Origin of the sequence: Nocardia sp. NBC_01499 (assembly GCF_045040275.1) — a bacterium.
GTDB lineage: Bacteria > Actinomycetota > Actinomycetes > Mycobacteriales > Mycobacteriaceae > Nocardia.
The window spans coordinates 5702370-5723022 of the sequence record NZ_CP109426.1; the positions used below are offsets into that span (position 1 = coordinate 5702370).

The 20653-nt window shown below is 66.9% G+C and carries 17 protein-coding genes; 5 read left to right on the forward strand and 12 right to left on the reverse strand.

Annotated elements, in window-relative coordinates; all coding sequences use genetic code 11:
• Positions 1–26 precede the first annotated feature (26 nt).
• On the reverse strand, positions 27–2399 hold the full coding sequence (locus tag OG203_RS26025) for a lysylphosphatidylglycerol synthase domain-containing protein (protein WP_405159888.1): 2373 nt from the start codon (positions 2397–2399) through the stop codon (positions 27–29).
• Between the two features lie 456 nt (positions 2400–2855).
• On the opposite strand from OG203_RS26025, the gene OG203_RS26030 reads away from it, so the two are divergent.
• Positions 2856–3692 (forward strand): SDR family NAD(P)-dependent oxidoreductase, encoded by an 837-nt coding sequence (locus OG203_RS26030; RefSeq protein WP_405159889.1) that lies wholly within the window; start codon positions 2856–2858, stop codon positions 3690–3692.
• A gap of 3 nt (positions 3693–3695) precedes the next feature.
• Here OG203_RS26030 and OG203_RS26035 read toward each other — a convergent pair whose 3' ends face one another.
• The 5 genes from OG203_RS26035 to OG203_RS26055 all read right to left on the reverse strand — a co-directional run bounded on the left by OG203_RS26035 (position 3696) and on the right by OG203_RS26055 (position 8906).
• Positions 3696–4460, reverse strand: coding sequence for an SDR family NAD(P)-dependent oxidoreductase (locus tag OG203_RS26035; RefSeq protein ID WP_405159890.1), 765 nt, complete (start codon positions 4458–4460; stop codon positions 3696–3698).
• Positions 4447–5244, reverse strand: coding sequence for a 2OG-Fe(II) oxygenase family protein (locus OG203_RS26040; protein WP_405159891.1), 798 nt, complete (start codon positions 5242–5244; stop codon positions 4447–4449). The genes OG203_RS26035 and OG203_RS26040 overlap by 14 nt, the downstream gene beginning before the upstream one ends.
• Positions 5245–5347: 103 nt before the next feature.
• Positions 5348–5725 carry a hypothetical protein gene (locus tag OG203_RS26045; protein WP_405159892.1) on the reverse strand — a complete coding sequence of 126 codons (378 nt, stop codon included), beginning with the start codon at positions 5723–5725 and terminating at the stop codon, positions 5348–5350.
• 18 nt (positions 5726–5743) lie between these two features.
• The gene (locus OG203_RS26050) at positions 5744–7393 is read right to left on the reverse strand and encodes a flavin-containing monooxygenase (RefSeq protein ID WP_405159893.1); all 1650 of its coding nucleotides are present in this window, start codon (positions 7391–7393) and stop codon (positions 5744–5746) included.
• 121 nt (positions 7394–7514) lie between these two features.
• Positions 7515–8906 (reverse strand): ABC1 kinase family protein, encoded by a 1392-nt coding sequence (locus tag OG203_RS26055; RefSeq protein ID WP_405159894.1) that lies wholly within the window; start codon positions 8904–8906, stop codon positions 7515–7517.
• A 205-nt stretch (positions 8907–9111) separates the two neighbouring features.
• On the opposite strand from OG203_RS26055, the gene OG203_RS26060 reads away from it, so the two are divergent.
• The 3 genes from OG203_RS26060 to OG203_RS26070 all read left to right on the forward strand — a co-directional run bounded on the left by OG203_RS26060 (position 9112) and on the right by OG203_RS26070 (position 12360).
• Positions 9112–9888 (forward strand): GntR family transcriptional regulator, encoded by a 777-nt coding sequence (locus OG203_RS26060; protein ID WP_405159895.1) that lies wholly within the window; start codon positions 9112–9114, stop codon positions 9886–9888.
• A 139-nt stretch (positions 9889–10027) separates the two neighbouring features.
• A complete protein-coding gene (locus OG203_RS26065; RefSeq protein ID WP_405159896.1) occupies positions 10028–11365 on the forward strand; it encodes an ABC1 kinase family protein in 1338 nt (445 codons plus the stop codon).
• Positions 11366–11388: 23 nt separating this feature from the next.
• On the forward strand, positions 11389–12360 hold the full coding sequence (locus OG203_RS26070; RefSeq protein ID WP_405159897.1) for a DUF5996 family protein: 972 nt from the start codon (positions 11389–11391) through the stop codon (positions 12358–12360).
• Here OG203_RS26070 and OG203_RS26075 read toward each other — a convergent pair whose 3' ends face one another.
• The 5 genes from OG203_RS26075 to OG203_RS26095 form a co-directional block, all read right to left on the reverse strand.
• Complete coding sequence (locus OG203_RS26075; RefSeq protein WP_405159898.1) at positions 12361–13485, reverse strand: NAD(P)H-dependent flavin oxidoreductase; 1125 nt, start codon at positions 13483–13485, stop codon at positions 12361–12363. It abuts the gene before it with no gap.
• A gap of 230 nt (positions 13486–13715) precedes the next feature.
• A complete protein-coding gene (locus OG203_RS26080) occupies positions 13716–15071 on the reverse strand; it encodes a WS/DGAT/MGAT family O-acyltransferase (protein ID WP_405159899.1) in 1356 nt (451 codons plus the stop codon).
• A 133-nt stretch (positions 15072–15204) separates the two neighbouring features.
• Positions 15205–15858, reverse strand: a complete 654-nt coding sequence (locus OG203_RS26085) for a class I SAM-dependent DNA methyltransferase (RefSeq protein ID WP_405159900.1) — start codon at positions 15856–15858, stop codon at positions 15205–15207.
• Between the two features lie 29 nt (positions 15859–15887).
• A complete protein-coding gene (locus tag OG203_RS26090) occupies positions 15888–16328 on the reverse strand; it encodes a nuclear transport factor 2 family protein (RefSeq protein ID WP_405159901.1) in 441 nt (146 codons plus the stop codon).
• Positions 16285–17325, reverse strand: coding sequence for a DMT family transporter (locus tag OG203_RS26095; protein WP_405159902.1), 1041 nt, complete (start codon positions 17323–17325; stop codon positions 16285–16287). The genes OG203_RS26090 and OG203_RS26095 overlap by 44 nt, the downstream gene beginning before the upstream one ends.
• Positions 17326–17651: 326 nt before the next feature.
• On the opposite strand from OG203_RS26095, the gene OG203_RS26100 reads away from it, so the two are divergent.
• The gene (locus tag OG203_RS26100) at positions 17652–18794 is read left to right on the forward strand and encodes a N(5)-(carboxyethyl)ornithine synthase (protein ID WP_405159903.1); all 1143 of its coding nucleotides are present in this window, start codon (positions 17652–17654) and stop codon (positions 18792–18794) included.
• 64 nt (positions 18795–18858) lie between these two features.
• On the opposite strand, the gene OG203_RS26105 is transcribed toward OG203_RS26100, so the two are convergent.
• On the reverse strand, positions 18859–20553 hold the full coding sequence (locus OG203_RS26105; RefSeq protein WP_405159904.1) for a cutinase family protein: 1695 nt from the start codon (positions 20551–20553) through the stop codon (positions 18859–18861).
• Positions 20554–20653 lie beyond the last annotated feature (100 nt).

Below are 20653 nucleotides of genomic sequence, written 5' to 3' on the forward strand. Positions count from 1 at the left end.
CGTGCTCCACCGAAGAAATCCGTGGACTAGATCATGTCCTTCGATGCCATCCAGCGCATCGTGAACCAGCCGCACAGCACCGGAAGCCAACAGGTGAGCACGCGATAGAGCAGCACCGACGGTACCGCGATACCGAGCGGCACGTTGAAGGCACCGAGACCACCGATCAGCGCGGCCTCGACGGCGCCGACGCCGCCGGGGGTCGGCGCCGCCGAGGCCAGCGTGCCGCCGATCATCGTGACGACGGTGACGGTGATGAAGGTGGTGCCGCCGCCGAAGGCTTCCACGCTGGCCCACAACGCCCCGGCCATGCCGAGGGTGAGCGCGGCGCAGCCGAGAATGATCACCGAGAAACGCTTGGGATCGCGCGCGAGCTCGGCGAGCTCGCCGAGCACCTCCTGCAATTGCGGGCGCACCGAATTATTCAGCCAGCGCCGCAATTTCGGCACGAACATGAAGGTGCCGATGATGCCGACGCCGACACCGGCGATCAGATACAACACCGTGGCATCGGGCACGAAGTGCGAGAGGTCCGCCGAGGTGCCCGCCGCGACGCTGAACACGGCGAGCAGGCACAGGTGCGTGATCACCTGAACCGCCTGCTGCAGCGCCACCGCCGCGGTCGCGCGTACCGTTCCGACGCCACCCTTCTGCAGGAAGCGCACGCTGAGCGCGAGGCCGCCGACCCTGGCCGGGGTGGTTGTCGCGGCGAAGGTGTTGGCGATCTGCATGATCACCAGGTTCTTGAAGCTCACCGCGCCGGACGCGCAGGCCCACAGTGCCGCCGCCGCACCGATATACGTCAGGCTGGACACGGCGAGCCCGAGCATCGCCCACCACCAGTTGGCCGTCTTCAGCTGGGTGAAGAAGGTCGGCACCGCGCTGATGAACGGGTAGGCGACGTAGACGAGCCCGATCAGCAGCACCAGCTGGATGATCTGGTTGCGGGTGAACCGGGTGATCTGCTCGGCCTCGATCCGATCCTGTCCGGTCTGCTTGCGCACCTCGTCGCGCGCGGTGGACAGCGCGTCCTTCCAGTCGGGTACCGACTTGCGCAGCCCGGCGGGCATGGCGGACTTGGTCAATCGGCTCGCCGCGGCGAGCACCGGCTGCTCGCCCAGCGATTCGATGGCCGCGCTGACCGCGGGTTCCTTGCCGAAGATCGCGGTCGTCGAGACAAGCAGCTGCGCGATATCGGACTGCTGTTGCTTGGCCGAGGCGCCGTATTCGGCGCTGGCGAATCCGCCGAACAGCGTGGTGCCATTGTCGATTCGGATCTCGGTCGGGCGAAGGTCGCCGTGCGAGATCTGGCCGTGGTGCAGCTCGCCGAGCGATTTCCACACCCCGGGCAGCTGTTCCACGGGCGCGTCGCTGATCCGGCTGCCCTTCGGCATGGTGTGCGCGTGCAGCATCCAGCCGCGGTCGAGCGCCGCGACGGCGACCGGTGTGCTGCTCGCCAGGCCGAGCTCGCCGACCGCGAGCGCCATCAGCGCGCGATGCTCGACCGCGCGGTGCATGGACCCGTGCAGCGCCGCGGTCTCGCTGGCGCGGAAGGTGAACCAGCGCCACAGCTGGCGCAGCGCGCCGAAGCTGCGCTGGTTCTTGCCGTACATCTCGACGACGAGTCCGCGTTCAGGCCCCTCGACGGCGGCGGCGAGCACCAGGGGGCCGCGCCCAGCCGGATGGACAACGGTGAATCTGGTGATCGTGTGCCCGCGTTTGGCAAGCACCCGCACCGCGGCGTCCAGTGGCACCTCGAGCGCGGGCGTGCCGACGACGAGCACGATGACCGCGCCGACCAGCCAGCCGACGGCGAGCCCGAACATCGCCCGCGCGGGCACCACGGTGCTGACCACCAGGTGTATCGGCGCGAACGCGAGCAGCAGGAACCACAGGTACCGCCGAGGCCGGTTGGGCAGCCACGGGCTCGACACGGTCAGCACGGCCGCCAGCATCGCGATCCAGCGCGGATCGTCCAGGAACTGCGACAGGAAGGTATCGAGTCGATCCGGCACCTGCAGATGCCATTTCGGTGCGGAAAGGCCCGTTCCGGTGATCGAGAGCAACAGCCCCGCGGTCAGTCCCGCCGCCGCGTAGCCCGCGAGTAGCTTCCACTGCCTGCCGATGACCAGCTCGATCAGGATGGCGAACGGCAGCGCCAGAATCGCCATGCCGTAGACGAGATACACCAGGTTCGACTGGTCGGGATTCAAGAATCCGACGATGTTGGACACCGAGCGTTCCAGCGCAAGCCATTCCGGCCGGGTGATCACCGATGCCGCGATGACGATCGCCACCCACAACGCCGCGAGCACGACGCGGATGATGTCACTCGTCCGCCGGATCAGCGGCTGTAGCAGGTTGCCCGTTACCGGGATTTCCCGCCCGTCGACTCGCATGTGTGGGAACTTTCGGATCGAGTTGGAGCTGCGTCGGCTACCCTCGCTCACCCTTTTGGTGAGTATGCAGGAGACCGGCGTGGACGATACACACCAACACGCCGCGCATGCGCTGGCCAAATGTCGGCTGGTCCGGTGTCGTGTGCGGTTTCTCACGCCGTCGAAGGTCGAACCTGACATCAGTGTCAGATTCGCCAATGGACGGCATGGACAACGAACTCTTCGAGTACCTGGACCGGGCGCTCGAGTATGTGGCGAACCATTCGGGAGTGTGGTTGACCACGACCGACGAGATCGCCGCGCACTTCGCGGGCGACGCGGCTCAGCGCGCTTGCGAGTGCGGATGCGCGAGGCCGCTTGGAGCGCTTGCGAGCGCGGATGCGCGAGGCCGCACTTGCCGAATCAGGCCGCGCCGAAGACGATCAGCACAGTTAGACCGACGTTCAGGAGGCGGGAATGGCTGTGCAGGACCAGGATCTGACAGGTAAGACAGTGGTGGTGACCGGCGCGAGCTCCGGCATCGGCGCCGTGGCGGCGGCGACGCTTGCCGCGCGTGGCGCCACCGTCGCGGTGGTCGGCCGATCGCCGGAGCGAACGGCGCAGGTGGCGGCCAAGGCGGGCGCCCAGCCGTTCGTCGCCGATTTCGCCCGCTTCGCCGAGGTGCGCGAGCTCGCCGACCAACTGCTCGACCGCTACCCACGCATCGACGTGCTCGCCAATAACGCGGGCGGCGCCTGGGCCAAGCGCACCGCCACCGACGACGGCAACGAGCTGACCTTCCAGGTCAACCACCTGTCCCCGTTCCTGCTCACCACCCTGCTGCTCGACCGTCTCACGCAGTCGCGGGCCAGGGTGATCAATACGGCAAGCACGACCTACCGGATCGCGAAGCTCGACCTCGACACCGCCAACGCGACAACGGGTTCGTTCAATCAGATGGGCGCCTACGCCGCGTCGAAGCTGGCGAACATCCTGTTCACCAGGGAACTGGCCCGCCGCACCGCGGGCACCGGCCTGGTCACCGCCGCCTTCCACCCCGGCGCGGTCGCCACCCACGTGTACGACCACGCGCCGTTCGGTCTCGGCTGGCTCGTCCGGTCCCCGTTGTCCAAGCCGTTCTTCATCCGACCGGATAAGGGCTCGGAACCGTTGGTGCACTTGGCAACAACGTCGGACGATATCGACGGACAGTACTTCCACCGGTTCAAGCTGGAACCACCGAGCACCAGGCAGGCGGTGGATCCCGCTCTCGCGCAACAGTTATGGGAGATGTCCGAGCGGATCACCGGGTAATCGCTACTGTTCGGCCTCGGCGAGCTGGTCGTGGCGACCACCGTCGTGCTGCTCGCCGACGCCGAACACGCCGCCGTTGTAGTTGTTCCGGTCGAGCTCGACGATCGCCTGCGCGACCTGCTCGGTGGACACCAGCGCCGGAAAAGTGGTCGGCGCGATGGCATTGGCGCGCACCCCGAATTCCGCGAACTCCTCGGCGATATTCCGGGTCAGCTGATTGAGCGCGGCCTTCGACGCGGAATACAACGTCTGCCCCCGGTACACCTCGGAGCCGGAGATACTGGAGACATTGACGATGTTCCGGTTCGCCGCGCGATTCTGCACACCGGCGTGCAGCCAGAATCGTTGCGCCAGCCGCGCCGAAAAGCGCAGCGGCACACTGACATTCAATGCGAAATGCGGATCGAACTGCTCCATCGCGGCATCGCCGTCGACGATGCCGCGCGGCTGCAGCTGCACGTGCGCGGCATTGTTGACCAGCAGGTCGACCTTGCCGAACCGGGCGAGCGCGAGATCGACCACTCGCTCCACCTCGCCGGGCGCGGTGAGATCGGCGCGGACCACGAAGACGCGCGAATCGTTCTCCGGCACCGCCTTTTCCGGCTCCAGCGGATCGACGAACCACTCCAGCTGCGACGGCACGGCGGGCGTGCGGGTGCGACACACCGCGACGATGTCGTACTCGGTGTAGTAGGAACGGCAGAACACATTGCCGAGCGTGCCGCCCGCGCCCGTGATCAGGCAGACCCGGCGTTCACCAGTAGACAATGCGGTCCCCTCCCCAGCGTTCGATCGTCTCGTCCTTGGTCCGGTGCACCCACATGACCACGCTGTTGCGGTCCTTGGTGTTGCCGCCGGCGAAGGTATGCCAGGTGCGCGGCGTCACCTCGAACAGGATCAGCGAATTGTCCAGCGGCGGAACCAGAGTCAGTTCCGGCAGCTTCTCGCCCTCGGCGATGTGATCGTAGAGCGCGGTCTCGCCGCCATCGCCTGGCTGCCAGCCAGGGTTGCCGAAATAGAACAGCACCGCTACCGCGCGGATCGACTCGCGGGCGACCACGCCGGACGCGCGCGCACCGGACTTGGTGTCCACGCCGCCGCCCGGCAGCCGCACCTCGTCGGGCCCCGGTGGCTCGCCGGGGAACCAGGCGGGATTGAGGTCGTTGTGCGGCCACCCATACGGGGCGCCCGGCGTGTGGTGATGCACCGATCCCTCGACGTCGCCGGTCGCGGTGACGCCGGCGATCCCCGCGACCAGGTCGTGCCACTCCCGCGAGGAGAACACGGCGAGCGAGGTGTCGCGCAGATCGGCAAGGCGCGCCCCGGCGGCGCTGTAGTTCGACGCGACCTGTCCGAACAGTTCGGGGCGCTCGCGCTGGATCAGCGCCAGATCGTCGGTCAGCCGCTGATAGAACTCCGGCACGAACACGTCCCTGGCATACACGTGCTGGAACGGCTGACTGCGGCGTATCCAGCGCCGATGGGCGAACAGATCCGCGAACCGCTCCGGCCGCGCCTGCGCCTGTGCCTCCAGTACCGACTCGGTTGTCACATCACACTCCCTCCCGGTCGAACCACTCGCGATCATATTGCCCGGTTGGCGCCCCGCGCAGGTGGTGTTCGTTTTGTACGCGGGACGGCCGGGCTGCGGGTGGTCAGGCCGGGAGGCGAGACGATCGGGTGCCGGAGAAACGCGCGCCGAGGAAGGCGAGGTAGGCGATGAGGCCGACCGACCCGATCGGCCTGCTCCGCCGGAAGGTGATCGCCAGTCCCAGCGCCACTTCGGTGCATCCGTTGCGGTAGGTCCAGCGGCGGGTGGCTCGCGGAAAGGCCAGCGCGGTCAGCGGATCGAGGGCACCCGGCGCGGTGAAGTGTGCCGCACCGTAACCGGCCAGTCCGAGTCCGAATGCCCGCGCGCGCAGGCTGTCCGGGGCCCGCGCCGTGATCACGACGGGATGCCGCGGTGCCTTGCCCGCCGCGAGCGCCCGGCTCGCCTTGCGCCGCCTGCGACGGCCGATGATTCTGCTGCGCATGTGTCTCCTCGGTGGGCGCTAGGTGCGGACGCTCAGCCTGCGACCGCGGAAGAACTCGGTGCGGTCTTCGTTGGTGAACGAATCCGGTCGGATGTCCTCGATATCGCCGGTGTACGAGGCGTCCGACTGACCGAGCACCGTACTGAACGCGTAGTGGTTGAACGGGAAATGCTTGTTCCCCCACCACATTTCAAGGTGAGTGCTCGGCCGGATGGCCGCCGGGTCACCCTGATAGTTGACGTAGTAGGTATTGGAGTCGGCACACGCGTCGGACAGCCACATCGTCTGCGACCCGCGCCGCACGCACTGCCGGAAGTAGGCGTCGTGCGGCTCCTGCTTGATCTCCACCGCGGTGGCGCCGCGCTTACGCGCCTCCTTGATCGCCCGGGCCGCATGCCTGGTGGTGCATTCGATCATCGCGAGATAGGAGCCCGCCGCGAACCCGTACGGCCCGGTGATCAGGAACAGATTCGGGAACTTCGGCACGGTCACGCCCTGATACGCCTGGTAGTGATTGCTATCCCAGAACTCACCGAGATCGAGGCCGCCGCGGCCCGCCAACGGATACGGCGGCGTGCAGCCCTTGTCCATCACCCGGAATCCGGTGGCGCATACCAGCACATCGGCCTTGCGAAGCACCCCGTCCTCGGTGACGACGCCGGTCTTGGTGACCTTCTTGATCGGATCGGTCACCAGATCGACATGGTCCCTGGTGAAGGTCCGCAGGTACCGATTCGACACCGACGGCCGCTTGCAGCCCGGCGCGTAATCCGGTGTCAACCGTTGGGCCAGTTCGGCATTCCCCGGCAACTGCGCCCGGTACAGCGCACCGCCGCCGCGCTGGGCCAGCTTGACCACACCCGGAATCCGACTGTGGAACACGCCGACACCGGAGATGCCGAAGTCGATGCCGAGCGTCACCGCCGCGCGCAACATCCGGCGCAACGGGCCGACATTGACCATGATGTTCTTCGCGAACGCCGGAATCGGGAAGTCCGGTTTCGGGGCGACCCAGATCGGCCGCCGCTGGAACACCGTGAGATTCGATGCGATATCGGCCATCTCCGGAATCAGTTGCAGCGCGGTGGCACCCGTGCCGATGACCGCGATCCGCTTGCCCGCGTAGTCGTAGTCGTGATCCCACTGCGCGGTGTGCACGATCTTGCCGCCGAACTTGTCGATGCCCTCGATATCGGGCATCTTCGGCACCTCGAGGCCGCCGACGGCGCCGACGACGAACCGTGAGGTCACCTCCTGGCCGGTGTCTAGCTTGCCGCGCCAGAGGTGGTTGCTTTCGTCCCATTCGCCGCCGACAACCTTGGTGTTCAACAGGATTCGCGGCCGCAGTCCGTACTTGTCGACCACCTGATCCGCGTACGCCTTCACCTCGGCGCCCGGCGCGAACATCCGCGACCACACCTTCGGCGGCTCATAGGAGAAGCTGTAGTAGACCGACGGAATGTCCACCGCTACACCGGGATAGGTGTTCGCCTGCCAGGTGCCGCCGATATCGCTGTTCTTGTCGACGATCAGAAAGTTGTGAATTCCCGCCTTGCGCAGCTCGACTCCCATCCCGATACCGCCGAAGCCCGCGCCGATCACGACGACTTCGAAATCGGGTTGCTCGACCGAACGCGAGTGCGCCGTCTGCGCAGGTGCTATCGACACGGTTTACCTCCGTTGGTAGTGCTACAGCGACGATAACACTGTCTGGGACAGATTGGCCAGGCATGCAACGACCCCCGCCCGGGAGTCCGGGCGGGGTTCGGGAAGTCGTAGAGCTATCGGGTCAGCCGACCGACATCTGCCGGTTCTCGGTCTCGTCGCGCCGCTTACGCACCGCGGCCAAGTCCACCGGCCGGTGCGGGTCGGGATCGTCGATGGTGCCGAGCGCCTCGGCGAGCCCTGGCATCCAGCGCAGGATCTCCTCGCGGTACGGGCCCTCGGTCTCCAGCTGGCTCAGCACGCCGATCAGTGTGAGCGCGGCCCGCGCGAACGGCGTGAAGTAGGCGGGCATGGTCATCTCGCGCACCACGTTCGACAGCCGGGGATTGGTGGTGCGCAGCACCTGCTTGCGCAGCCAGGGCGTCGTCATCCGATACGTCGCGTGCTTGAACGGCTCACTGCACGGTTCGACGATGGCGTAGAGCTCCTCGATATCGAAAGCGCGCCCGGAGGTGACGAAGCCGTGCCGCCGGGTCGCCAACTCCAGCTTCTCCGGCCCGCCGCCGTTGAAGAACGCCTTGCAATAGTCGAGTGCGAGTTCCTCGAAACCCTCTGGCGGCCAGGCACAGCAGGCGCCGAAGTCGACCACTCCGAGCCGCCCGTCCGGCAGCACCCGGAAGTTGCCTGGGTGCGGGTCGGCGTAGAGCAGCCCGTGCCGTCCCCAGCCCGAGGTGACGAACCGGACCATCAGCATGCCGACGCGATCGCGCTCGGCCTGCGCGCCGGCGGCCACGATGCGGGTGAGCGGGGTGCCATCGACCCACTCGGTGATCAACACGTCACCGCGCTGCGCGATCACCTGTGGCACATAGAATTCCGGATCATCAGCGTAGGCCGCGGCGAACGTGCGCTGGTGCTCGGCCTCGGCCGCGTAGTCCAGTTCCTCGCGCACGCAGTCGCAGATCGCCTCGGTGACCGCCTTGACGTCAGCGCCGGGCAGGAACACGGTGGCCAGGTGCGAGATCCGGCGCAACTGCTCGAGGTCGCCCTCGACGGCTTGGCGGCCGCCGGGATACATCACCTTGACCGCGACCTGCCTGCCGTCGTGCCAGACCGCGCGGTGCACCTGGCCGAGTGAGGCCGCGGCCGCGCGCCGATCGTCGAACTCCCGGAAATGCCAGCGCCAATCCTCGCCCATGCTGGCCGCGATCGCCTCGTGCACGGTTTTCGGCAGCATGATCGGTGCCGAATCCTGTAGCTGGCTCAGTGCGATCCGGTAGGGCTCGGCGATCTCCGGCGGCAGCGCCAGCTCGTAAATCGCAAGCAGCTGACCGAGTTTCGCGGCACAGCCCTTCAGCTCGCCGAGTACCTCGAACATGTGCTGGGCGGTGCGCATCTGGATGTCTCGATTGACTTCTTCGGACGATCTGCCGAGCGCCCGCTTGCCGACGCCCGCGGCCTGCCGTCCGGCGAAGGCCAGCGGCAGCGCGGCGAGCTTGGCATTGCGAACAGACACGCGAACTGGGGGTTTGCCGTCGGACCTCGACGCGAACAGGCGCGAGCGCCTGCCCGTTGAACCCTCGTCAGAACTGTCGCCGCTGCGCCGGATAGCCATGACTCACCTCACACTGTGCGCGGACCAGTGTTGCACACGTGCAGTCTGGCACAGTAGGGCTTAGACTGTCTGGGACGTATTCGAACGTAGTCGAAAGGTGACTTCGATGGGATCCCAGACGGTAGTCGCCGACGTTGCCGATGAGTTGGCACGCCGGGTTGCCGCGGGGGAGTATCAGCCGGGGGACCTCATGCCGTCCGTGCGCCAGGTAGCCGAAGAGTTCGATATGAACCGGGCGACCGCGCAGCTGACGCTGGGGCGGCTGGAGACAAACGGGTTCGTCGAGGCGCGCCGTGGCAAGGGTTTCACCATTCGTGACGTCCGCGAGGCGGGTGGCGTCGATGTGTACCGGCAGCTGTTCCGCTTCTCGATTCCGATGCCGGACATCGCGATAGAGATGTTCCGCGACATCGTCGATGTCGAGCGCGGCATCGTGATGGAGACGCTGCTCGCCTACACGGGCAGCGACCAGGCGATCGATCAGGCAGAACTCAAGGCCGAGATCGACAAGCTGGAAGCCATTGCCCGCCAGGATGATCCGGACCTGCGCCAGATTCTGAGCATCGAGGTCGGCCTGGTGCGCAGGCTGCTCACCGCGCTCGGACTCACCATGCAGCGGGCGATCATGAACTCGGTCGGCGAGATGGTGCTCGAGGTGCCGGAGGCGGTCGAGGCGTTCTTCGCTGGCGCGCCGGACCTGCACGTGCTCGTCTGGCGGGCGCTCGCCGCGGTGTGGGACTCCGGTTCCGGGCCGTCCGAGGCGCAGGTCGCGCTGTTCGAGGATCTGTTCGGGATGTACCACGAACGGGTGATCATTCGCTTCGACGAGCTGGTCGGCGCATCCGACGAGCAAACCGAGGACGAGCACGCGGCCACCGCCTGACCGTGCCCCTCGCACATCCACGTCCGGCATGTGCCGCTGTGTCGTGCGCTGAATTCGGCCTGCGCTGAGCGTATTGCCCCATTGCTCCTCTGTCTCAGACAGAATAGGGTGGGTGGTACGCACCGAAGCGAGGTAAACCATGGCAGGCAGTAGGCGTAAGGGATTGGCGCGGTCGGCGAAACTGGCCGGGCTGCCGATGGGCATCATGGCCCGCCGGTTCACCGCGACCGGGCGCGCGATCATGACCGGCGTACCGCGCGGCGAACTCGACGACGAGCTCATCGACAAGGCCGCCGACCAGATGTTCGCGGTGCTCGGCGAGCTCAAGGGCGGCGCGATGAAACTGGGCCAGGCGCTGAGCGTTGCCGAGGCCAGCATCCCGCCGCGCTTCGCCGACCGCTACCGTGACGCGCTCACCCGGCTGCAGTCGCAGGCGCCGCCGATGCCGACCGGTTCCGTGCACCGCATGCTCGCCGAACAGCTCGGCACCCGCTGGCGCGAGCGGTTCACCGAGTTCGATGACAAGCCGGTCGCCGCGGCCAGCATCGGGCAGGTGCACCGCGCGGTGTGGCGCGACGGTCGAACGGTCGCGGTGAAGGTGCAGTATCCCGGTGCCGACACGGCGCTCATGTCGGATCTGAAGATGCTCCAAATGTTTTCCGGCGCTTTCGGTCTCATGCTGCCCGGCGCGGACGCCAAGTCCCTGATCGCGGAGTTCATCGACCGCACCGCCGACGAGCTCGACTATCGGATCGAGGCGGATCACCAGCGGCGCTTCGCCAAGGTCTTCGCGGGTGACCCGGCCTTCCAGGTGCCCAAGGTGATCGCCAGCGCGCCGAAAGTGCTTGTCTCGGAATGGATGCAGGCCACCCCGCTGGCCACGATCATCGTGGACGGCACCAAGGCACAGCGCGATCGAGCGGGCCGGCTGCTCATCGAATTCTCGCTGTCCGCACCGGTTCGGGTCGGCTACCTGCACTGCGACCCGCATCCAGGCAACTTCCAACTGCTCGACGACGGACGCCTCGGCATCATCGACTTCGGTGCGTCGATCGCGTTGCCCGATGGCATTCCCTCGGTGATCGGTGAGCTGGCCCGGTGCGCGGTGCAGGAGGACTACGAGCGGTTGGCGATTGTGCTGCGGGACAACGGGTTCGTGCGTCCCGGGCACGCGCTCGAGCTCGGCCCGATCGAGCGGCTGGTCGCGCCGATCGTGGCGCAGCTCAATGGCGACAGCGTGCACATCAGCCGAGAACTGTTGCAGGGGCACACCGCTCGCGCGCTCGACATGAAGAATGTGTCGCTGACCAACACCAGAGCGGTGAAGGCGCCCACCGAGATACCGGAGCTGGCCATGCTCGGCCGGGTGTTCGCCGGTGTCGTCGGCGTGTGCGCCCAGCTCGACGCCGAGGGCCCGTTCGTCGAGCTGGTCTCCCGCTGGCTGCCCGGCTTCGGCGAAGACGGCGCCGCCGCCTAGCGCCCTTGGCGTACCGTTTTCCCATGACCGTCTCATTCGAGCCGTTGCCCGCGATCCCGCTGGAAACCTGGCGGCCGACCAAGGAGACACTGCACCGCTTCGCCCAGATCGTGGGCAAGGTGGCGCTGACCAAGGGCATCCGGCGCAACCACTGGTGGCATATGACCTACCGGCTCACCGCGCGCGGCTGGACCACCGTTCCGCTCGGCTCCGCGCGCACCGGTCCGGTGTTCACCTGCGCGTTCGACTTCTTCGATCATGTGCTGCGCATCGCGACGGATCGCGGGACCCAGGTCGAGATCGATCTCGTAGACCAGTCGGTGGCGACCTTCTACGGTGACGTGCTGAACGGCCTGCGCGACCTAGGCGTGGATGTCGTTCTCGCGCACCCACATCCGTTCGATCTGCCCGACGTGCGGCGCCCGTTCGAGGACGATGACGAGCACCGCGACTACGACCCGGACAAGGCGCAGCACGCTTTTCGGGTGCAGAGCCAGGTCGGGCGAGTGCTGGAGGAGTTCAGCGCGACCTACTCCGGCAAGATCAGTCCGGTTCAATTGTTCTGGCACACTTTCGATATCGCGGTGCAGCGGTTCTCGCCGCGGCATATCGAACTGCCCGACACGGTGGATTCGGTGACCCGTGAGGCGTACTCGCGCGAGGTGATCAGTTCCGGATTCTGGTTCGGCGACGACAAGGTGCCCGAGCCGACCTTCTACTCCTACACCGCACCCGAACCCGCCGGACTGGCCGAACGTCCGCTCACCCCGGCGGGCGCCCACTGGGTCGCCGCCGGTGCGGGCCACTCGGCGTACTACCCGTATGACGCCGCACGTCAGGCCGCCGATCCGGTCGGCGCCGCGCTCGAGTTCTTCCAGTCCGTCTACGCGAACGGCGCCGAGCTGGCCGGGTGGGACACCGACCAGCTGACCTGCTGGGGCGGCGTCACCGACCCGGTGCTGCGCGAAAAGGGCTGGCCGGAATGGCCGGAATGACTACAGGCCGCCGTTGAGTTTGTTGAGCCGGTCGCAGGATTCCACGTACTCCTGGATCAGTCGATTCACCACGTCCGCGGAACGCTCGACCTTGGTCATCATGCCGACCACCTGGCCGACCGGGTTGAAGTTCACGTCCTTGGCGGCCTCGGGATAGCGGTGTCCGCGTTTGACGCCGTCCAATGCCACCATCATCTGCAGCGGCATTGGCAGTGGGTCGGGGGTGTCGGCCTGCTCCCAGGCGTCGGTCCAGTCGTTGCGCAGCATGCGACACGGCTTGCCGGTCCACGAGCGCGAGCGCACGGTGTCGTGGCTGGACGCGTCGATGTAGGTCTGCATCTGCGCGGGCGGCACGTTGGCCTCCTCGACGGTCAGCCACAGCGACCCGGTCCACGCGCCCGCCGCGCCCATCGCCATGGCGGCGGCGACCTGGCGGCCGTTGCCGATGCCGCCCGCCGCGAGCACCGGCAGGTCGCCGACGGCGTCGATCACCTGCGGCCACAGCACCAGCGACGAGATCTCGCCGCAGTGCCCGCCGCCCTCGGTGCCCTGGCAGACCACGAAGTCGAGGCCAGCGTTCTTGTGGTTGAGCGCGTGTTTCACCGAGCCGCACAGCGCGCCGATGAGCCTGCCGGAGTCCTGCACCTGCTTGATCACGTCGTCGGGCGGGGTGCCGAGAGCGTTGGCGACCAGCTTGGCCTTCGGGTGCCGCAGGATCACCTCGACCTGCGGAGCCGCGGTCGTCGCGGTCCAGCCGAGCAGCTGGTTGTGCCGCTCGCCGTCGGGCAGAGCCGGCACGCCGTGGTCGGCGAGGATCTTCTCGGCGAAATCGCGGTGGCCGTGCGGAACCAGTTCCGCCAGTTTGCTTTCCAGTTCGTCCGGGGTGAGGCCGTCGATGCCCTTGCCCTCGTACTTGCTCGGGATCACCAGGTCGACGCCGTACACGCCGTGCACATGCTCGTCGAGCCAGCTCAGCTCGACCTCGAGCTCCTCGGCGGTGAAGCCGACCGCACCGAGCACGCCGAGCCCACCGGCATTGCTGACCGCGGCCGCCACGTCGCGGCAGTGGGTGAACGCGAAGATGGGGAATTCGATCCCGAGCCGTTCGCAGATTTCGGTACGCATGGCGTGCTGGTCTCCCTCACCGCTGCGCCGCCGCGAACGACGAGCAGCAGCTTGTTCTAGAACGAGTTACATAGTTGTCCGCGGTGCCTGCCGGTCCACGTACGGACCGCGACTCGTCGAATCGGCCGCGGGCCGCGAATATCGCCATGACACGGCCGCGGCGTCCTCGACTGGTCGATGCACCATCACTCGACAGTAACACGTTCTAGTTTTGCTCGGCAGACCGTCTTTCAGTCGGCGGCTTCCTCCAGCTCGCTCAGCGCGTTTTCGAGGTGGTCGAGCAGGCGGGGGAGTTCGGGGACACTGCGTCGGCAGCCGACCACGCCGAAGTCGAGGTTGCCCGCGTTGGTGGTCAGCGTGATGTTCACGGCCTGGCCGTCGAAGGGGATCGACATCGGGTAGGCGGCGTCGAGGCGGGCGCCGTTCCAGTACATCGGGTCACGCGGGCCTGGCACGTTGGAGATAACGATGTTGAACGCCGGATTGGTCAGTGGGATCAGGCCGGGCAGCAGGCTGAGGGCGATCGGGCTGACCATGAGCGCGGACAGCGCCATCGTCTGGAGGTTCGACAGCGAGCTGTAGACGTCCTTGCTCTTGCGCATGGATTCGCTGACGACGCGCAGTCGGTCCAGCGGATCGGCGATGTCGGTGCCGAGGTTGCACAGCACCGCGCCGACCTTCACGCCATTGGTCTCGACGTCGTCGGCCGAGCGAAGCGACATCGGCACCATGGCGATCAATGGCTTGTCCGGCAAGGCATTTCGTTCCATCAGGTAGGAGCGCAGCGCACCGGCCGACATGGTGAGCACCACGTCGTTGACGGTCGAGCCGGTCGCCTTCTTCACCTGATTGATCCGCTCCAGCGGCCAGGACCTGACCACGGTGCGGCGGGCCCCGCCGATGGGCACGTTGAACATGGTGCGTGGCGCCTCGAACGGCATCGTCAGCTGCTGCTGAAGCAGCACGGAGCGCGCGGTGCGCAGCAAGGTCGGCCCGGATGCGGCCGCCGACAACAGGTTTCGGGCCGCGCCGCGCAGTCCGGACGGGGACTCGGCCGCCGGTTTGCGCGGCGTCCTCGGCAGATTCCACGCGACCTTGGTCTCGCCGCCGCTCGGTTCGCTCGTCAGCGTTCGCTGCATCAATCGCTGCGCGGAGACGCCGTCGATCAGGGCGTGGTGGATCTTCGAGTAGAGGGCATAGCGACCATCGGCGAGGCCCTCGATGAGGTAGATCTCCCACAGCGGGCGGTGCCGATCGAGCAGGTTGCTGTGCAGCCGGGACGCGAGCTCGACCAGCTGGTCCATCCGGCCCGGGCGCGGTAGCGCGAGGCGGCGGACGTGGTACTCCAGTTCCACGTCGTCCTCGCGGGTCCATGCCATCTGCGGCGCGCCGAACAGCGTGGCCGGGCGTTTACGGAAGGTCGGGTCGATGTCCTTGCACGCCATCAGCCTGTCGTAGGTCTGCCCGGCGAAGTCGGGTCCGGCGTCTTCGGGCGCCTCGAACAGTTGCAGTGAGCCGACATGCATCGGGTGTTCGCGGGATTCGGCGAGAAGGAAGACGGCATCGATCGGTGCGATGAGATCCATGGTGTGGTCGCCCCCTGACGACAGTGTGGTGGTTGCAATCGAATCGACCACGTTGTCGGGCGGGCCCGCGCACAGCCATGAATCCTGTGCGACACAACTAAGCTACCTGGTCCGGACGGTCGCCGCGCTGTCTTTAGCGAAGCTTTGATACCAGTAAGTAGGCCTGCTGGAATCGCTCGTCGGGGGCAGGCTCCCGGATCATCCGCGTGTGCACGGTGAACCCGGCGTCCCGCAACAGTGCGGCTAGCCGCTCTACGGACCACCGATAGGCGCGAGTGACCTTGTGGTCGAACGGTTCTACCGTGTCCGGTGCGTGGGTCGCGAAGAAGGCGAGCAGCGCGTGCCCTTCCACCTCGAGTACCCGATAGAACTCGTTCAACACGTCTGGCACGCGTTCGGGCGGCAGATGGATGAGCGAATACCACGCGACGAGCCCGCGCACGCTGGCATCGCCGAGCGCGAGCTGCTCCATCGAGCCCTCCTCGAAGGACAGCTCCGGATACTGTTGCCGCGCAATGGCAATCATTTCCGGCGACAGATCGATGCCGAACGTCGGCACGCCAAGGGAATGCAGGTGCGCGGTCATTCGTCCTGGGCCGCAACCGATGTCGGCTACCGCACCGGAGCCGTTGGCCCGCACCAGTTCCGCGAACACGGCCAGCATCGCGCGGTCGTGCGGCGCCCGGTCGAGATGACCCTTGACGAATTCGGTGTAGACACCGGCGATGTCGTCGTAGGCGTTGCGGGTGATGTCGACGTCGGTGGGGACGTTCCGATTTCCAACCACCCCAACATCATCCACCCCGGAGGAGCGCGTCAGGCCTCGGCCTCGAAGGCTCGCGCGACGGCGAGGCTGTCCTCGTAGACGTGATGTCTGGTGACCAGGCCCGCCTCGATGGTCAGGTGCAGCGCGAACCGCGCGCGATAGGCGCGGCCGGTGCTGCGCGCGGTCTGCCGGATCTCGCCGAGGACCACCGCGTCGTCGCCGTCGACGAGGACGCGTTCGATCTCGGTCGCCACCTGTTCCGGCACATGATGTTCGGCGATCGCGCGAAAGTGGGCGGCGGCTTCGGCGCCCGTCGAGCGGTGCCGAATCCACGGCGTCGCGGCCCGGCCGTGCTCGGACTCCGGCCAATCCAGCTTCCAGTCCACCTCGTCGGCGTACAGCTCGGCGATCGCGTCGGCATCGCCGGAACCGATGCGGCGCAACAGTTCAGCGACCACGGAGTGGGTGGTTGTCGGGGTCGTCGAGGACAAGGCCGATCCTTCCGATCTCGACGTCGTCTCCGGTCGAGGCGGCGCGATCATCATTGTGGCCGCGGCCGTCGACGCGGTCGATTACCTCTCGGGTAATGGTGGCCGCCTCGGGGGCCGCCGGTGTGGTGCACAGCGCCTCTTCGGGCACCTCGCGGCTGCGGGCGGTGCCGAGGATCGAGCCGAGGATCACCAGCGGGAAGCCGATCGCCATGCCAGCGGTGAGCGGTTCGCCGAGGGCCGCGACGCCGAGCACGATGGCCACCGCGGGATTGATGTAGGTGATGACCGTCGCGCGGGCCGGGCCGACCTCGGAGATGAGCGCGAAGAACAGCATGAACGCGGCGGCCGTGCAGATCAGCGCGAGGCCGAGTACGGAAAGTGTGGCGTCGGTGGGATAGCTGTCCGGTCTGCGCATGACCGCGAACGGCGAATAGACCACGGCGGCGACGATCAGCGACGCGGTCACCACACCGAGCGGCGGCAGGTCGGCCAGCGACCGGTTGATCACGATCGGCCCGACCGCGTACCCGATGGTGCTCAACGCGATCGCGCCGAGGGCGGCGGGGTTGGACAGGTCGATATCGAGGCCGACCAGTGTGGCCACCCCGGCGAAGCCGACCAGCAGCCCGGTAAGCCTGCGCCGGTCGAAGCGGTCCTGGCCGAGCCTGGTCACGATGACCACCGCGATCAAGGGAACCGCCGCGATCAACAGACCCACCGTCGAACTGTTCAGCGTGGTCTCGGCGAACCCGATGAACAACCACGGCCCGACGATCTCGACCACCGTGTACAGCAGCAGCGGCCGCCAGCGCCGGAATACCGGTCCTAATGCCTTGGTGTACAACGCGATCGGCAACAGCACCAGCGCGCCGATCAACGTCCTTGCGAACGCGACAACCACCGGGTCGAAGTCCTGCACCGCGATCCGGATCATCGCGTAGGGCACGCCCCAGATCACGCCCATCGCGAGGAACAGTGCCCACCCGCGCCGCGTCATCGCGCGACCGCCCGTAGGCACAGAACATTGGGGAAGGTAGTAACTGGCATGCTCCACTCGCTTTCGATCAAACGGGAGCTTATACAGGAGATCCGATCATCCGACAGATCCACTTCTCGGGGGTCGGACCAGGCCACTTGCCCCTATTGCTCGGGGCGTCAGCGCTTTTCGGCCGCCTCGAGAACGGCTCAGCCGGAATCGATCAGCGCGCGCATGCGGTCCGCGGCATGTGGTCGAGCGACTTTCGTCCGCTGCGGGACTGATCGTGGCGCTGACCGGGCAAGACTCGGCAGGTCAGGCCGCCTAGATGCGCGTAGGCTCATTTGGTGAAGCAACTAACGATCGGTGTAGTCGCGACCTCCCGCAAGGAGGACGAGCACCGGTTGGCGATCCATCCGGCGCACCTCGACCGGATCGATCCTGGGCTTCGCGACCGCGTCTTCCTCGAGCACGGCTACGGCGATCGATTCGGCTATACCGATGCTCACCTTGCCCCGCTGGTCGCCGGACATCGCACGCGCGAGCAGCTGTTCGCCGAGTGCGACGTGCTGTTGTTGCCCAAGCCACTGCACGAGGACCTGGAGAATCTGCGTCCTGGACAGATCGTGTGGGGGTGGCCGCACTGCGTGCAGGACGAGCGGATGACCCAGTTGGCCGTCGACCGCGGCCTGACCCTGATCGCCTGGGAGGCGATGAATCACTGGACCAAGGAAGGTAACTTCAGCGTCCACGTCTTCCACAAGAACAACGAGCTGGCCGGCTACTGCTCGGTTCTGCACGCACTCCAACTGCGCGGGTCGAGCGGCGATTACGGGCGCCGGATGCGCGCGGCCGTGATCAGCTTCGGCGCCACCGCCCGCGGCGCGGTTCGCGCGCTCAACGCGCTCGGGATCAGTGATGTCACGGTGCTGACCCAGCGCAGCGTCTCGGCCGTCGCCTCGCCGTTCGCGTCGGTGCGGATGCAGCATTTCGAGCGCGACCCCGCGAACCCGAGCCGGACCCTCGCCCTGAAGGCGCCGGAACCCGGACCGCTCGCCGAGGTGCTCGCCCAATACGACGTTGTCGTCAACTGCATCCTCCAGGACACCGAGGAGCCGCTGATGTTCGTGCTGAACGAGGACCTACCGCTGTTCGCCCGCGGCACCCTGTTCGTCGATGTCTCCTGCGACGAAGGCATGGGCTTCGAATGGTCGCGCCCCACCTCGTTCGCCGACCCCATGTTCACCATCGGCGACGACCTGCACTACTACGGCGTCGACCACAGCCCCTCTTTCCTGTGGAACTCCGCCACCTGGGAAAACTCCGAGGCTCTGCTCGAATACCTGCCCATCGTGATGGCCGGGCCCGACGCGTGGGACGGCAACGAAACCGTCCGCCGCGCCATCGAAATCCGCGACGGCCGAGTGCAGAACCTGCGCATCCTCTCCTTCCAAAACCGCGCCGCCGCTTACCCTTACGCGGTCGTCTGAGCTCGAGGGACAACAAAAGACCCTGCCCGGCGCGTGGTGCGCGGGGCAGGGTCTTCGGATTCAGTTAACCGACAGAGCTGGTCGTCGTCGGGGCGGCACTGGTGGTGGTCGTCGGTACCGCGGATTCGGTTGTGGTCGGTGCGATGGAGGTCGGCTTGGCGATCTCGGCAGGCGTGCCCGAAGTCGTCGCCGGTGCGGTTGTCGTCGCGGGTGCGGTCGTCGTCGATGGCGCGACCGTTGTACTCGAGGTGGTGGTCGGCGTCGCCGTGGTAGTCGGCGCCGGGGTCGTCGATGTGCTGCTCGTGGTCGGGGCGGCACTGGTAGTGGTGGTCGGCGTCGCGCTCGTGGTCGGCGTAGCCGTCGAGGTCGGCGCTGCCGCCTTGTACGCGGCGGCGAGGTCGGCCTGGGTCGGCTGGGCGTTCGTGTCGACCTTCTTGCCCGCCTGTGCCTGCTGCGCCAGATGGGTGATCCAGGCGGCCGCGTACTCGGCGGAGGTCAGCGGCTTACCGTTGGCAGGGTCGGCGTCCTTCCAGTAGTCGAAGTGGTGACCGGTGTGGTCCGGGCCGAGGGTTTGCTTGTACGGATCGCTCATGATCACCGGGATGGTGTTCTGGTTGGTCACGATGAGACCGATGATCTCGTTCAGGATCTTCTGCGGCAGGTAGGCCAGCGGCGACATGTTGTCGGCCGCGATCGCGTCCGCCTTCGCCACCGGTTCCTTGGGCGCCTGGCCCGGCTTGTAGGCCGGATCCGACACCTTCAGCAGCACCTGGAGGAAGGTCTCGTCACTCTTGAGCCAGTTCGGCTGCGAGGAGATGTCGGCGAACGCGGCAAGCGCGATCCGGCCGAGCACCACGGCGACGTCCTGTCCGGTCGCGGGGGTGAGTCCGTCGTTTTGGAGCGCGTCGCCATTGAGCTGCCGCCCGACGTTCACCACCAACTGCAGCAGCGAAATGTTCTGCGGCGCAGAGCAGGTGAGGTCACCGTCGGAGCAGAACGACGCGATCTTGCCGTTCAGCGCGCCGAAGTCACCGCTGGTACCCGGCAGGGCGCCCTGGCCAGGCGTCGGGTTCTTACCGTTCTGGTAATTCTGGTCGAAGCCGTCGGGATGGCTCGGATCCTTCGCACCGGGGAACGGCCCGTCGCCTGCCGAGCGACCGGCGTCGGCGAGGATGACCACACCGACGACCTTGGCGGGATCGACGATCCCGTATGCGCCGTCCGTGCCCGCCTCCTGATGCCCGACCTTCATCGCGACGCGGCGCACGACATCGGCGCCCTCGCTGTAGCCGACGATGGAGAACTTGGTGTTCGGGCACGCCTGCGCGATGTCCCGCATCACCTGTTCGGTATTCGCGGCACCGGTGTTGACGGCGTCCTCATAGGTCGCCAAGTTCGCCGGATACGCGATGTAGACGGCGGCGTAGGAGCCGGGATCGACGGCACCGGCGGCCGGGTTGACCACCGGATCGACCCATTCGCTGTTGTAGTCACCCGAGAGCGCGGCGGGCAATTCGTTGCCGTTGGCGTCGACAAGCAGCTTCGTCGTGCCCTGCTTCGGAGTGTCGTTGCGGCCCGCCACCGAGATGCTGACCATGTCGTGGCATTCGGTGACCGACGACGTGAGCTGCGTATCCCTGGTCGTCGGCGACGATGTCAGCGCGAACGTGGTCGCGACGATCGCCGCGACGCCGAGCACCGCGGGCCCGGCGACCGCCGAAGCAATACGATGTCGGGCGAAGAACCCGCGAAAATCCATGTCCTGATTCCCCATTCCAAATTACCGGCATGTTGGACGGGCAGGCCCCCCGAGGCCATGCGTCACCAGGAACGTCGGAAAAGGGGAGGTGAGCGTTACG